The 14,505-nt window shown below is 34.2% G+C and carries 9 protein-coding genes and 1 pseudogene; all 10 read right to left on the bottom strand.

Annotation, left to right across the window (positions count from 1 at the left end; all coding sequences use genetic code 11):
• Positions 1-48 precede the first annotated feature (48 nt).
• Positions 49-816 carry a class I SAM-dependent methyltransferase gene (locus GV828_RS00370; protein ID WP_166535488.1) on the bottom strand — a complete coding sequence of 256 codons (768 nt, stop codon included), beginning with the start codon at positions 814-816 and terminating at the stop codon, positions 49-51.
• Positions 817-854: 38 nt separating this feature from the next.
• Positions 855-1,157: pseudogene (locus GV828_RS00365) on the bottom strand (GxxExxY protein).
• 166 nt (positions 1,158-1,323) lie between these two features.
• Positions 1,324-2,145 carry a type I methionyl aminopeptidase gene (map, locus tag GV828_RS00360; protein WP_166535487.1) on the bottom strand — a complete coding sequence of 274 codons (822 nt, stop codon included), beginning with the start codon at positions 2,143-2,145 and terminating at the stop codon, positions 1,324-1,326.
• Positions 2,146-2,297: 152 nt separating this feature from the next.
• The gene (locus tag GV828_RS00355) at positions 2,298-5,087 is read right to left on the bottom strand and encodes a T9SS type B sorting domain-containing protein (RefSeq protein ID WP_166535486.1); all 2,790 of its coding nucleotides are present in this window, start codon (positions 5,085-5,087) and stop codon (positions 2,298-2,300) included.
• Between the two features lie 49 nt (positions 5,088-5,136).
• Entirely contained in the window at positions 5,137-6,522 is a 1,386-nt protein-coding gene (locus GV828_RS00350) for a TolC family protein (RefSeq protein ID WP_166535485.1), read from the bottom strand.
• Positions 6,523-7,869 carry an HlyD family secretion protein gene (locus GV828_RS00345; RefSeq protein ID WP_166535484.1) on the bottom strand — a complete coding sequence of 449 codons (1,347 nt, stop codon included), beginning with the start codon at positions 7,867-7,869 and terminating at the stop codon, positions 6,523-6,525.
• 5 nt (positions 7,870-7,874) lie between these two features.
• Complete coding sequence (locus tag GV828_RS00340) at positions 7,875-9,539, bottom strand: peptidase domain-containing ABC transporter (RefSeq protein ID WP_166535483.1); 1,665 nt, start codon at positions 9,537-9,539, stop codon at positions 7,875-7,877.
• Complete coding sequence (locus tag GV828_RS00335) at positions 9,536-10,201, bottom strand: TetR/AcrR family transcriptional regulator (protein ID WP_166535482.1); 666 nt, start codon at positions 10,199-10,201, stop codon at positions 9,536-9,538. Before GV828_RS00335 ends, GV828_RS00340 begins: the two co-directional genes overlap by 4 nt.
• Before the next feature lie 177 nt (positions 10,202-10,378).
• Positions 10,379-11,896 carry a 2,3-bisphosphoglycerate-independent phosphoglycerate mutase gene (gpmI, locus tag GV828_RS00330; protein ID WP_166535481.1) on the bottom strand — a complete coding sequence of 506 codons (1,518 nt, stop codon included), beginning with the start codon at positions 11,894-11,896 and terminating at the stop codon, positions 10,379-10,381.
• Between the two features lie 2 nt (positions 11,897-11,898).
• Positions 11,899-14,301, bottom strand: coding sequence for a DUF5916 domain-containing protein (locus tag GV828_RS00325; protein ID WP_166535480.1), 2,403 nt, complete (start codon positions 14,299-14,301; stop codon positions 11,899-11,901).
• Positions 14,302-14,505: the final 204 nt, after the last annotated feature.

Raw genomic sequence — 14,505 nt, 5'->3', positions numbered from 1 at the left:
ATCATAAAAATACTAAATCCCGAAATCGTAAAGATATTCGGGATTTTTTTATGGCTTGAAACAAACCGGAATAATTTCTCCCGGAGCTAAACAATATTTTTCAACCCATTCAGGTGACAATTTTTTAGTATAATCTTCTTCTATAACGGTAAAACCAATACTTCGTAACTTGTCAAAAAAATCTCTGCCGTAAATTCTCACGTGATCATATTGACCAAAAATTTTAGCACGTTCTTTTTTATCAGTAATAGAATCATCAGAAAACGTTTTTTCTCGAGTTATATCTTGTGGAATTTGAAATATCCCCATTCCACCAGGCTTCAACACCCTAAATAATTCTTGCATGGCTTTAGTATCATCCGGAATATGTTCTAAAACGTGATTACATAAAATCACATCGTAAGAATTTTCTTCAAAAGGTAAATTGCAAATATCTGCTTTTACATCTGCCAACGGTGATAACAAATCCGTTGTAGTGTAATCTAAGTTTTTTAGATTCCGAAAAATTTTGTAAAATGCTTGTTCCGGTGCAAAGTGCAACACTTTTAACGGAGCTGTAAAAAAGTTGGTTTCATTTTTTAAATAAAGCCAAAGCAATCTATGTCTTTCTAATGATAAAGTGCTTGGAGAAAGTACATTGTTTCGTTGTGTTCCATAGCCATACGGCAAAAATTTCTTGAAACTTTTCCCGTCAATCGGGTCGGTAAATCGATTGCCTTTTAAGACCACCCCTAAAACGGGTCTAACTACATAACTCAACCTAATTAATAAAGGTCGAGGAACGATATTCAGGATAAATCTGAAGATTTTTTTCATTTATTTTTTCACAAAGTTTCACAAAGTTTCACAAAGTTTCACAGAGTATTTATAAATCTTTTGATATTATTTTTTAAAATGTTAGAGTGAAAATTAATCAAAAGTCCTAAAGGATATTTTCCCAATTTAATATACGTTAGAATTTATGCAAAATGAACATCTGTGAATGCTTCAACAGTTTTTAGTTCAATAACAATTTTACTTTCCACGAGTAAATCAATTCGATAGCCGTGTTCCAGTTTTAAATTTTTGTACGTTATGGGACGCGCAATTTGTTTTTCGACAAATAACCCAGTATTTTTAAGTTCGTACAGTAAATATTCTTGATAGGCTGATTCCAACAATCAAGGCCCCAACTCTTTATGAACATCTATTGCACAACCAATTATTTTATAGGAAATGGAATCTAAATTTTCTTGAAATTCGTTCTGCTGATACATATTTTACGGCTTATAAATATTTTAGCGAATCTCTGGCGAATCTTGGCGAATCTCGGTGATACAGTCCCTAACTCAAAACCAACGGTTGTTTTCTAAACGCTACTTCTTCAGTACTCACAATTCCTAAAGCCTCGTAGATATATGAGAAAGTTGAAAGCAATTCCGGTTTTCCGTCAATTAACGCTACGTTATGCTCAAAATGGGCACTTGGTTTTTTATCAGCAGTAATAATTGTCCACCCGTCTTTGAGTTGTTTAATATTTTTGGTTCCCAAATTAATCATAGGTTCGATGGCAACAACCATTCCTTCCACAAATAATTTTCCACGACCACGTTTTCCGTAATTTGGCATTTCAGGATCTTCATGCATTTTTCGTCCTAAACCATGACCAACCAGTTCTCGTACTACACCGTAACCAGCAGCTTCAGTATATTTTTGTATCGCATTTCCCACATCTTCCACACGGTTTCCGGCTTTAAATTCGCTAATTCCTATGTATAACGATTCTTTGGTAATCTGCAATAGCTTTTTTGTTTCTGGAGCTACTTCGCCAATTTCAAATGTATAAGCGTGGTCTCCATAAAATTCATTTTTTAATACACCACAATCCACCGATACAATATCACCTTCTTCAATAGGGCGATTGTTGGGCAAACCATGAACAATCTGTTCGTTTACGCTTGTCAAAATAGATGACGGACATCCATATAAACCCAAAAATCCGGGTACAGCTTGATGATCGCGAATAAATTCTTCCGCCATTTTATCAAGTTGTAAAGTTGTGATTCCAGGTTTTAATTCGGTTGCTAACATTCCTAATGTTTTAGAAACAAGCAATGAACTTTCACGCATTAATTCAATCTCTTCACGGGTTTTTGGAATAATCATATCGTCAAAAATTTAGAAATGCAAAAGTAAGGTTTTTTTGGCACTTATGAATGAGTTGTGATTTAGAAGTTAGCAGTTTGGGATGTAACCAAGTTGTATGATTTATATTTTTCAAAAAAATCCAACTAAATTCTAAATCAAAAATCCTCAATCTACCTTTTCAGTGTAAAATGGTTTCTGTATTCACCTTTCTCACCATTTCTTTCATAAATAATTTTAAACCAGTAATCGTCGGCAGGTAAAGGTTTTCCATTAAAAGTGCCATCCCAGCCGCGTAAATTTCTGGTAATATCAGCTATGAGTTTTCCGTATCTGTCAAAAATAAAAAGTTGGTGTTTTTCAAAAATTGCTCGTCCGCCAACGGTCCAAAAATCATTGTAGCCATCGCCATTTGGTGTAAAAACTTTCATATAATCTACCACCACAATTTGGGTAGAAGTGGTTTCACAGCCAAATTTATTTCGCACACTAACCGTGTGAAATCCGGGTAAAATATTTTCGAACACCGGACTTTCTTGCCATCCGTTATTATCAATCATAAATTGAAAATCAGGCGAAGGATTATCGATCGTTACTGTGATTGTTGCGTTTCCTGCGAAAGAAACTTGTTGCACTGGAGTAGCTTCGATATTAAAAGGAATGTCAGCCGTTAATACTTCAAAATTAGCAATGGTTTCGCACATTGCAGGATTGCTCGTATTTATGATTTTTACAGAATAATTACCACCAACCGTAGTTTCAAAAACAGCATCATTTTCGCCTACAATAACAGTTCCAGGTAAAGCGTTAAAGCCGCGATGCCACGAAAATGTATAAACCGAAGGATCTAAATTTGTATCGATAATAGCAGGCTGCAATGGTTGTCCCGCCATCGACATACAAATTCTATATGGATAATCTCTTAAATTATTTTCGGGAACTTTTTCTACAAATAAATCCAGTTGTACTACCACAAAACAAGTACTATTTGGGTTAGCAGCATCAGCGATTCTTACATAGATTGTATCTTCATTTGAAGTGGAGTTAATATGATTTTCAGGGTCAGGAATAAAATTTCCGGCATTATTTAAAGCATCCGTTTCATTTTTGTAATATTTAAAATCTAAATCGGTTACGTTTAAAGTTTCGGCCATTTCAGCCTCACGAATGCGAAGATTAAAATTGGCAAAACCTGAATTGTCACAAAGGTAAATGGGTTGCGGGTTGTTATTTCCTGAAGGAATTATTGAGGAAATTACGCTGAAATTAATGATTCTTTCGCAAGCCGCGGGATTGGTAGTGTCCACAATTTTTACAGAATAATTTCCAGCATTTGTTGTAGTAAAATTACTTCCGGTTTCAGTAGTAATGCTATTTCCGGGCAAAGCATTATGCTGGTTGAACCATTCAAAAGTAAAATCTGTTGCAGATAAACCAGTATTAATTTCTGCCGGAAAAAGGCCAATACCTCCAGAAACACAAGAAGTGTAAGGCGTTGTCGAAATATTATTTGGCGGAATATTGTTAACAATCAATTGTAATTCTAAAATTCTAAAACAAGAATTGTCTGGATCCGTAGCTTCTGCTAACCGAACATAAATAGTTTGTGTATCTGCAATTGTGTTAGTATAATTATCGGGTGTTGCGATAAAATTTCCGGCATTAGACAAGGCGTCATTTCGGTCAATATAGTATTTAAAGTTGATGGAAGTTACACTTGCCGGAGATGCCATTTGATTTTCCCGAATTCTTAAATCAAATGAAGAAAATCCGGTTTCGTCACATTTTTCAATCGCTTGCGGATTCGTGTCGCTTGCTGGTAATGTGTTGATTATCAATTCAAAACTTGAAGAAGCTATATTGCTTGTACAACTAAAATCATAAGAAGCAGTTACGTAAATCGTTTGTGATGGAGTTGTATTTAAAAAATTAGTTGCATCAGTGATTTCTTGAGTATGAGCAGCATCTAACCAATATTTGAATAAAACAGGATAATCACCTCCGAGACTTATTGTTGATTCAATTTCGGTTAAATTGGTTCTTTCCAATCCATTATATGGACTGGTGTTGTCACATTTTTGTAAAGTTAAATTAGAAATTAAAGTGGGTGTTCCATAAAAAATTAAATCAATTTCATCTGTACTTACTTCTAAATCTGCTATTACAACTGACGAATCTGTGCTATCATAAGCCGTGACTTCAACGCGATAATTTCCGGTTTGATTTGCTATAAAGGTATTAGTATTGATGGTTGAATTTTGAATATCAGCTACTAAAATGTCATTAAAAAACCATTTGTAATTGAATCGTAAATCAGCTAAGTTGCCTTCGTAATTATTAGTATCAATATTCGCTAAAAGTGTTTTATTTTGTGGCTGGCAATAATTAAATTGCGTGATTTCATTTCCTATTTCGTCTAAAATTTCTACTGAAGACAAGAAGCTACAATCCGAGCTTCCCGTTCCACCGGTTTGTCTAATAGAAATTTCACCAGGAGTATTGGCATAATTATCTACTAACAATACATATAATTTTCCCGAAACAGCTGCCGGAATGTTAACATTTTCAATTCCTGAAGATGACCAGCTACAATCTACTTCGGTGTTGATGTTTAATCTGCTGCAAATATTGTTTAAATCGTCAAATGGTCCCCAAAGTACGAAATCCACGTCAGAAGAGTTTCCAAAATCATCTACTTGAGAAATTTGCAGTCTAATATCTCCTGATTGCTGGATTCTCATATAAAACCATGTTGGACCACGAAAACTATCGCCAATACAGGTGGTATTGAACACATCACTTGTATTATTTGTTGAGTTTCTAAAAGGAATATTGGTTGCACAAGATTGATATTGCTGAAAATTAGCTTCAAGTTCTGCACAAGATGATGCTCCTTCTTGTCCAAAAATGACGCATGAGATTAGCAAGCTGAGTAAGGTGAAAATTTTTTTTTGAAAGAGCATAAGTGCAACGATTATTATTAAACCCGAAAAGAGTATGAAATATTAGAACTTAATCTGGATTAGCCATAATCCGGTAAAGTTCCGCGTGCGAAATTAAGAAACGATTTTCTAAATTAAGTGCTGAAAGTTGTGAATTAACTAAATTGTTTTCACGTGAATTGATTAAAAATATCGAGCTTTCGCCAAAAGAAAATAATCTTTCTTCAGAGTTTAACATGGTTTGATAATCTTCTACTAAATTATCAATTATTTCCTGTTGGGTTTTAAGCGAATTGATCTCCGTTTGTTGGGCATTAATTTTATTTTTAAGTTCAACGCGTTGTAAATCCAGATCAAAACCTGCATCCTGAAGTTTGAATTTTGTGAGCTGAAGGCTTCCACGTTCTTTTCGTAAAAAGATAGGAAAGCTGAAGTTTAAACCTATTTTGTAATTTTCAAAATTACCTTGATCAAAATAACTAGGTTCGGAAAGATAATGGTAGCCTAAATCTACTTTTGGTAATAACATATTGGCTTTCAACTTTCTTTCCACTTCAAGGATGTCAATTTTTCGTTCTAACGCATTTATTTTTGGATGATTTTGTAGAGAAATTGTATTAGTTAAAAGTTCATTTGTTCTTAAGGTTTCTTCAACGGTTTGATTCAAGTTGCGTTCCGGAACCAAATGTTCCTGCAATTCCAGCGGAATATTATTTTCCAGCCATAAAAAGTTTGAAAGCTCAAGTTTAGCTTTTGTAAGTTTTAACTGCGAATCGATGAAATTTAATTTCCTATTTTTTACGATAATCCCTGCTTCGATGCTATCAATTGCAGGGGCGTCACCATTTTTAATCAACCCCGAAATTCCTTTAAATCTAACTTCGGCATTTTCTAAATAATTTTTATACAAAATCATCTCGCTGTGGCTTCTTTTCCAATTAAAATATGCCACAGAAGCATCGTATAAAACCTCAATTGCCTGCAATTTTCTTTCAGCAACGCTCAATTGTAATTGTATTTTTGCTTGACGCAAATCCGCCATTCGTTGGTTTATAAACAATCCTTGACCTATAGGAACTGTTACTCCTAAAGATGTCAACCCTTGATTTGGTAAGGTATTTTGTGGATTGAGATAAACACCTTCGCTATTGTCAAAACCCGCTTTTATTTCTATTCCATACCAGGTAGGAATTTTAAAACTGCTATTTAAAATGGAATAATATTCGGTTTCTTTAAATTGTTTTTTGTCAAAATCTACTTCTATTTTCGGGTCGAAACCACCTCTTGCCATCATTAGGTTGGCTTGTGAACTACTGATTTCTAAATTGGCACTTTTTACCATAGGATGGTATTTTTTCACATATCCCAGAAATTCATTGAAAGAAAATTCTTCCGACTTTTTTTCTTGCGCGAACAGTGAAAAACTGCAAAACAAAAATGTTAAAAGCTTTTTCATTTACTTTTTTTCATTAGTGGTTGTACCTTTAGGCTGATAATAATTTGGTGGAAAACCATTAAGTGTTCGCCACATTTCGAACCAAATAGGTACGTTATCAAGTAATGCTAAAGTTTGCGCTCCGGAACCAATACTTATTTGTTTTGGCCAAGGTTCTTCGTTTTCATCGGGAGCAATTAACACGCGGAATTTACCATTTGTACTGATGAAGTTTTCTACAGCAACAATTTTTCCCCCAAATGTTCCGTAACTCATATTGGGCCAACCCGAAAAAACTACTGTTGGCCAACCGTCAAACCAAATGCGAACTTTTTCTCCTTTGTGAATAAGTGGCAAATCTGTAGGTGATACGTATGTTTCAACGGCAAGTTCATAAGCTGCTGGCATAATACTAACAACTTGAGTTCCTTCTTTAATCGTTTCGCCTATTCCAGATGTTAATGCACGGTTTACATAACCATCTTGAGGGGCTTTAATATAATATAAACCATTTCGTATTTGGTAGTTAACGTATTGATTTTCAAGTTTATTTGCTTGTGCTTCGGTGTCAAATTGAGAGCTTAATGCGGTGTATTGATCACTTTTGGTTTTAGAAGATTTTTCGGCATATTCTGCATTGATACGGTTAATTTCTACTTGAGCGTTAATCAATTCATTTTTGCTGGCTAACAATTTATTTTCCTGTGTGATAATTTTGGCTTCGGCTTCTTGTAATTTTAATCTTTTTTCTTCTACATCGGTTAAAGGTTTTAGCCCTTCTTTGTTTAAGGTAACTGATCGATTGTATTGTGTAGTGGCAATTTTTATTTGGGTTTTAACCGCTTCAAGATCCATACTGTCACTTTTGATTTTTAGAAAAGCTTGACGAATTTTATTTTCTGCTTGTTGTAACTTAAGTCTTCGTTCGTTTTCAATTGCGCCAATTTGTGTGGATAAGGTAGTTACCTTGTTTTCGTAGGACTCTACCGCCAATTTTTTTGCTTTTACTTGGCTTTCAACATTTGATACCAAATTAGGATCAAAATATTCTTCTTTAATCTCAGAAATGAAAAGTATGGTGTCTCCTTTTTTTACATAATCACCTTCTTGAACATACCATTTTTCAATTCTACCAGCTATTGCGGAATGTACTGTTTGCGGTCTGTGATCCGGCTTTAACGTGGTAACATTTCCAGAACCGGAAATGTTTTGTGTCCAAGGCAAAAACAAAAAAACGATTCCGAGCAAACATACGTATAGTATAATTTTATTTAAAATTTTATAATGTGGCCGTTCGCTTAAATTTTTTACGGTTGAATACTGATCCATGTTTTCAGTAATCGTGTTTCTATTTGAAATGTTTAGCATGGTCTTTAGATTTTAATGTCGTCAATAATTTGTCCGTTTTTCATGATAATCTTTCGGTTACATTTTTGCTTCCAATACTCATTCTTAGATGAAACAATTAGCGTCCATTTATTTTTCGAATCAGTTAAAAAGTCAATAATTTCTTTTGCAACATCTTCATCCATTTTCTCAACGGGATCTTCAAGAAATAATATTTTTGGATGGTTAATTATGTTTCTTGCCAAAATTATTTTCTGCGCATTTGAGGCAGAAATTTGTCGTCCATCAGGAAAAATTTTAGTTTGTAAACCATCCGGTAACGATTTTACAAAGCTTCCTAGTTTTACATTATCAATAGCCCATTTTAATTGGTCGTTGCTAATCAAGGGATTATTGAAGGTGATGTTTTCTAATATTGTTCCTTCAAATGGAGTTTCACCTTGGGTAATGGTACCAATTTGTAATCGGTAATGTTCTAAATCAATTTTTCTGTAAGTATCATCATTGATGTAAAATGCACCTAGGGCAGGTTGTAACATTCCGGACAGAATACGCATAAGGGTTGTTTTTCCAGAACCATTATCGCCATCTAAATATATTTTCTCGGATTGTTCAATTTTAAGATTTATTTTGTCAAGAAAATAATCGTTACTTTGAGGGAATTTGTAGCTCATGTTCTCCATTTGGAGAGAAATATTGGTAAAACAATAATCAGGTGATTTTTCACTAGGCTGTTCTATTTCTAAATCAGTTACTTGACCAATTTTTTCGATTGATGTCAATACGTCATAAATATTATCTAAACCAATGATTAGTTTTTCTACGGAATTGATTATCAAGATGATAATAATTTCTGCAGCTACAAATTGACCAATATTCATTTGTTGATTCAATACTAAATAACCTCCTACTAATAATAAACATGCGGTTATGATTACTTTAAATCCTACTAGCTGGATAAACTGTTTTCTAATAACCCTAAAATGACTTTCTCTTGAACTGATGTAGCCTTCTACTAATTTATTGTTTCGTTGTAAGGCATAATCAAAGTTATCTTTTTTTCTAAAGCTGTAATTATTCCGAGCCATTTCTTGTAACCAGCTCGCAACTTTATACTTATATTTTGATTCTTTTAAACTTGTGGATATTCCGGACTGGTACGAGAAATGAAAAATGGCGTAGAGTAAAATGGCTAAGAAAATTCCGAAAAAAATGAAAAAAGGATGGTATAATGATAATAAAACTAACCCAAAGATAATTTGAAGTACCGCGGCCGGAAAATCCAAAAGTAACTTTGAGGTACCTTTTTGTACAGAAATGGTATCAAAAAATCGATTGGCTAATTCTGGAGGATATTGATCATTCATCGCTTCAAATTTTATTTTGGGTAATCGATACCCAAACTCAAAAGAGGCGCGAACGAATATTTTTTGTTGTAAATTTTCGGTAATTCTTAGTTGCATCACTGATAATATTCCTACTAATATTACCCCAATTACCACAAAAATCACTAATATTATCCATGAGACACTTACTTGCCCGGACTGTATTAAGTTAATAATAGCTTGGATTCCAAGCGGTAGAGATAAGCTTACAATTCCTGCAAAAATAGCATAGAAAATAATTTGGTAAACATCTTTTTTGTCGAGTTTTAACAAATTAATAAATCTTTGTAATGGTGTGGTTTTCATGACTTTTCGAGGGTTTTTTCGATTAAAGTAAGGTAAAAATCAGTAGGTGAAATTTCGTTGTTACAGTTTGTAATAGTCTTAAAATGTTCTTTAAGAAAATGCTGGTGTAATGAACCTTCGACCACGGTTGAGGCTAAGCTCTTGGCATAACGATAATTAGGGTTAACTTCAGAAATTAAATCTGTTATGTGGTTAATGACTCTTTTGTAAATCATAAAAAACCCTTTTTTATTTTCTTCATCAACTTCCTTTGTAAACAATGTTTTCGTAAATTCTTGAATGATGATTTTATTTAAAATTGATTCATTTACATAAGGAGTATTGCCGTCATCTTCAATTTTTTCCGTAACCACAATGATGGCCTGCTCTAGCTTTTCTTTTGAAGTAGAGAAATGTTGTGTTGCTGCAAGCATTTTTTTTTCAATCCACTCCCAATACCATGACGAAAGATATAACATTAATTTATGTTTGTTTTCAAAATATCGGTATATAGAACTTTCATTGCTATTGATTTTTTCACCTAATTTTTTAAAAGTGAAGTTTTCAAAGCCAATTTCATCAATCATTTCAATGCTACTTCCAATTATTTTTTTGCCTAAAACGGATGTTTCAGGATCTTTTAAAAATACGTTTTTGTTGGATATGTTTTCTTTCGTGTGCATTTTGGTGTTAATCTTGTTCAATAAAGTATAGCCTGATCAAAACATTATTTTCAATACAAAGATAGATATTGATGAAAGTATTACTATTAATTTCTAAACTTTAACTTATTTTTAGCTATGTTTAAAAACAAAAAAAAGCTCATTTTAAAAATGAGCCTTGTAAATATTAGAATTTTTTTATAGAAGCGGATGTCTTGTCATGGCTTCTGGTTGAGGAATTCCCATCAATTTTAAAATTGTGGGAGCAATATCACCTAAAACCCCGTCATGAATTTCATTCAGTTCATTATCTACCAAAATTATAGGAACGGGATTAGTGGTATGAGCCGTGTTAGGACTTCCGTCTGGGTTAACCATGGTCTCACAATTTCCGTGATCCGCAATAACAATGGTGGTATAACCATGATTTAAAGCAGCTGTAATTACTTTTTCAGCACATTTGTCAACGGCTTCACAAGCTCGAATCGCAGCATCCATCACACCTGTATGTCCTACCATGTCGCCATTTGCAAAATTTAAACAAACGAAATCAGTTTCTTCTTTTTCAATTTCTGGAACTAATGCGTCTGCCAATTCGTAAGCACTCATCTCGGGTTGTAAATCGTAAGTAGCTACTTTTGGTGAGTTTTTCAAAATTCGGGTTTCGCCACTGAAAGGTTTTTCGCGTCCGCCGGAAAAAAAGAAAGTCACGTGCGGATATTTTTCTGTTTCAGCAATTCTAATTTGCTTTTTCCCATGTTTTTCTAAAACTTCTCCAAGTGTTTCAGAGATATTGTCTTTGTCATAAATAACGTGAATTCCTTTGAAATTGTCATCGTAATTGGTCATCGTTACGTAATAAAGATTGAGCTTGTGCATGTTTTGCTCATGAAAATCACACTGCGAAAGCGCTTCGGTTAGTTGACGTCCGCGATCTGTTCTGAAATTGAAAAAAATCACCACGTCTCCTTCCTCAATTTTGGCAACCGGATTGCTTTGTTCATCCATCATTACCATTGGTTCCAAAAACTCATCGGTTACATTATTAAGGTAACAATTTTCAATGCTAGTAATAGCATTTTTGGAAGGAGTTCCAATGCCGTTTACCAATAAATCATAGGCTTTTTTTACGCGTTCCCAACGTCTATCACGATCCATAGCAAAATATCTTCCACAGACAGACGCTAATTTCGTAGCTTTATCTTTTAAATGATTATTAAGTTGCGAAAGAAAATTGATGCTTGATTTAGGATCCACGTCACGACCATCAGTAAATGCATGAACGAATATTTTTTGCAAGCCGTAAGCTTCGGCAGCATTAATTAATCCTAGTAAATGATTGATATGCGAATGAACGCCACCATCTGAAACTAATCCTAATAAGTGAACTTTTTTATCGTTTGTTTTTGCGTATGCAAAAGCATCAATCAAAGATTTTTCATTGGCAATGGTGTTGTTGTCAACCGCTAGATTAATTTTTACCAAATCCTGATAAATTATTCTTCCAGCTCCAAGATTCATGTGTCCTACTTCGGAATTTCCCATTTGTCCATCCGGAAGTCCCACATTTAAACCATCAGTTCGCAAAGATGCGTTTGGGTATTTTTGGTACAAACTATCAATAAATGGGGTTGAGGCTTGATCAACGGCAGATACTTTCGGGTCCGGCGATTTTCCCCAGCCGTCGAGTATCATTAAAATTACTCTTTTGTTCATTTTTAAAACTTATTTTTTATCGAATTATAATCAATAAAATAGCGAATGCTCAACGAAAAAATATTGTTGAGATTGTTTTGGAAAAGATTTCTAAAATTATTTCCCAGCTCTTTATTAATGTCGTTTCTATAATCGGTAGCATTGTTGCGGTACAAAACAGAAAGTTGGCTTCCAGGAGCAAACCACCAAGAATAAGAAAGGTCAAAATTCCAAGTACTGAAATCCGAATCCATATTTTCAGTAAAGTTAGGATTTACAAGCAAGCTACCGTTTTGCTGAAGTGTTAAATATTCGTTGTATTCTGCATAAGACCAGTAATGTCTTGCGGCAACATTAATAGTCATTTTTGGGTTAATGGCGTATTTTAACGCCAAAGTATTAATCACGGTATTTCGGTCACGTTTTCCCATAATAATATCGTCATCGGCAAAGTCAACCCAACCAATGTCATTCGTTTGGCGTTCTACTTCGGTACTAATTGTAGCCAATAATTGATCGCTAAAGCGGTACCTTGGCGAAACAATTATTCCGTAATAATTCCTCTTTTCTTCTGATGTGAATGTGGCATACGGCCGAACATCAAGTGCAAATTTTCGGTTATAATTCGAAGAAAAATAAATTTCGGCGTAAATTCTTTTCGGCATTTCTAAAAATCTTCCTTCTACGCGTGGTTCATAAAAATCAAAAGTTTTGAACGGATTAAAATAGAGCGAAGCACCAATGTAATCGTTTTTTACAGTAGTTGAAGTTAAGTCAAAATTTAACTGTGCTTGTTGAGATTTTCCAGTAATATTTTCAATCTCGTTATAGATATTTGCGTTAATTCTAAAGGTATTGAACAGTTTAGTGGGACTCAAAATTCTGTAATTGTAATTTCCGTAAAAAGAATGATAATTGGTGATGAAAATTAATCCTAAGTCATTGATGTCGTATTGCTTAGAAACGTAATTTGCTCCAGCATTGTATCGCCACATTCCGCCTTTTTTTCCTAATTGAATGCTGGTAAAATAGCCGTTTTTATTTTCGGCTTCGCCAAATTCATTCACGTGACTGTATTTAAAATCTCCAGTCACGAAGTAGCGATTATTTTTAGTGTTGAGGTTATATAAAATCGCCGAAACATTGGCGTCTCTAAATTCCCCTTCACGAAGTACACTAGTATTAATGAATGACACGCTCGAATTTTGGTTAAATCTTTGGTCAAGAACCATAATATTATAGTTGGCAAATGGTTCTACCAAAACTTTTCGGCGTTCTCCAGTTTCGAGATTGGTGGAAGTTCCATAAGTTTTTTCGGTAATAGCATTTAAAACCCCAATTCCCAAACCGCTTGAAGTTCTTCCGGAAACCTTCACGGCATTGATTAAATTTACAGTTGCCGGATTTTCCACCTGCGTTAATTCGTTTCCGTTTAAATAAGTTGAGGGAGTTCCGCCAATTCTTCGCGAATAAAAAAGTTCACCTTTGTTGAACAAATCAGTTCCTTCCGTGAAAAACGGACGATTTTCATTAAATTGTTGTTCAAACGGACCGAGATTTAAAACCACGTCGTCAAATTTAGTTTGCCCAAAATCCGGAACTAAAATAGCATCTAAAGTAAATGAATCATTAATACCGTATTTGACGTCCATTCCCACTTTAAAGGTGTTATCAGTTCCTGCTTCGTTACTTTCAAGATAATAAGACGAATACGGAATAAAAAAAAGTCGGGTAGGAGGTTTAATGTTTTCAATTCCAGTTAATTGACCCGTTTGTTGCATGGTGTTTCCCACGTTGAGATCCACATGATTCCAGTGGTATTTTTGTCGGTCACGCTTAATTTCTCTATAAAAGTTTAACCCCCAGTTTTGCACATTTTCGTTTGAAAATCGAAGCGCTGCATACGGAATTTTCATTTCTACGTACCAGCCATATTCAGTTTTTGAAACTTCGCTGTCCCAAATGGCGTCCCAAGAATAATCTTCGTTTCCTTCAGTTGCCAAACAATCCATTTGCACTCCGGACGAACTCACAAAAAATCGAAAATCTTGCTGACCATCATTAAAACCATTAATAAAAACGCCAAAATGATCTGCAGTTCCAAAGTTGTCTCTTTCGGTTAATTCTGATAAAATATTGCCAGGCTGTTCATCTCGTAAAATTGCCGAAACGTAAATCGCTTCGTTGTCGTACAAAACGCGGACTTCGGTACTACGTTCGTCAGAAATTACTTTTCCATTATCAGGTTCGAACATCACAAAACCGTTTGCCACAGGAGCCGAATTCCATTCTAACTCATCCATTTTTCCATCAATGGAGATATTTTCTGTTTTTCTAATAGCGTTTAACGATTTTTTTTGGGCGTGAGTGTTTGTAAGAATTAAATTAAAAAATACGAGCAAAAATAGGGTTAGGGGCTTAGTCATTGATTTTTAATTGGATTACAAAAATAACCATAATTTAAAGATTAACAACAGGTTCACAATAAATCTACAAACTTTACGTTTTATTATCGACTGTGTTCACCAGATAAATGTTAAAATTTATTGATGGCATGAAATTTGGTAACTTATTGATATTGAGTATAATATTTTATTAATATATTTGTCCGCCCCCCAACTTATTTAAAA

This window comes from Flavobacterium ichthyis (genome assembly GCF_009915155.1).
In the GTDB taxonomy this organism is placed as follows: domain Bacteria; phylum Bacteroidota; class Bacteroidia; order Flavobacteriales; family Flavobacteriaceae; genus Flavobacterium; species Flavobacterium ichthyis.
Note: the sequence above shows the minus strand (reverse complement) of the source record. Positions and strands in the feature narration are given on the sequence as shown.

Bases quoted from the DNA above. Each gene is read 5' to 3' on its own strand.
- GV828_RS00350 (WP_166535485.1), bottom strand. From the start codon at position 6,522: ATGAAAAAGCTTTTAACATTTTTGTTTTGCAGTTTTTCACTGTTCGCG.
- GV828_RS00355 (WP_166535486.1), bottom strand. From the start codon at position 5,087: ATGCTCTTTCAAAAAAAAATTTTCACCTTACTCAGCTTGCTAATCTCA.
- GV828_RS00335 (WP_166535482.1), bottom strand. From the start codon at position 10,201: ATGCACACGAAAGAAAACATATCCAACAAAAACGTATTTTTAAAAGAT.
- GV828_RS00340 (WP_166535483.1), bottom strand. From the start codon at position 9,539: ATGAAAACCACACCATTACAAAGATTTATTAATTTGTTAAAACTCGAC.
- GV828_RS00325 (WP_166535480.1), bottom strand. From the start codon at position 14,301: ATGACTAAGCCCCTAACCCTATTTTTGCTCGTATTTTTTAATTTAATT.
- GV828_RS00370 (WP_166535488.1), bottom strand. From the start codon at position 816: ATGAAAAAAATCTTCAGATTTATCCTGAATATCGTTCCTCGACCTTTA.
- GV828_RS00345 (WP_166535484.1), bottom strand. From the start codon at position 7,869: ATGCTAAACATTTCAAATAGAAACACGATTACTGAAAACATGGATCAG.
- gpmI (WP_166535481.1), bottom strand. From the start codon at position 11,896: ATGAACAAAAGAGTAATTTTAATGATACTCGACGGCTGGGGAAAATCG.
- map (WP_166535487.1), bottom strand. From the start codon at position 2,145: ATGATTATTCCAAAAACCCGTGAAGAGATTGAATTAATGCGTGAAAGT.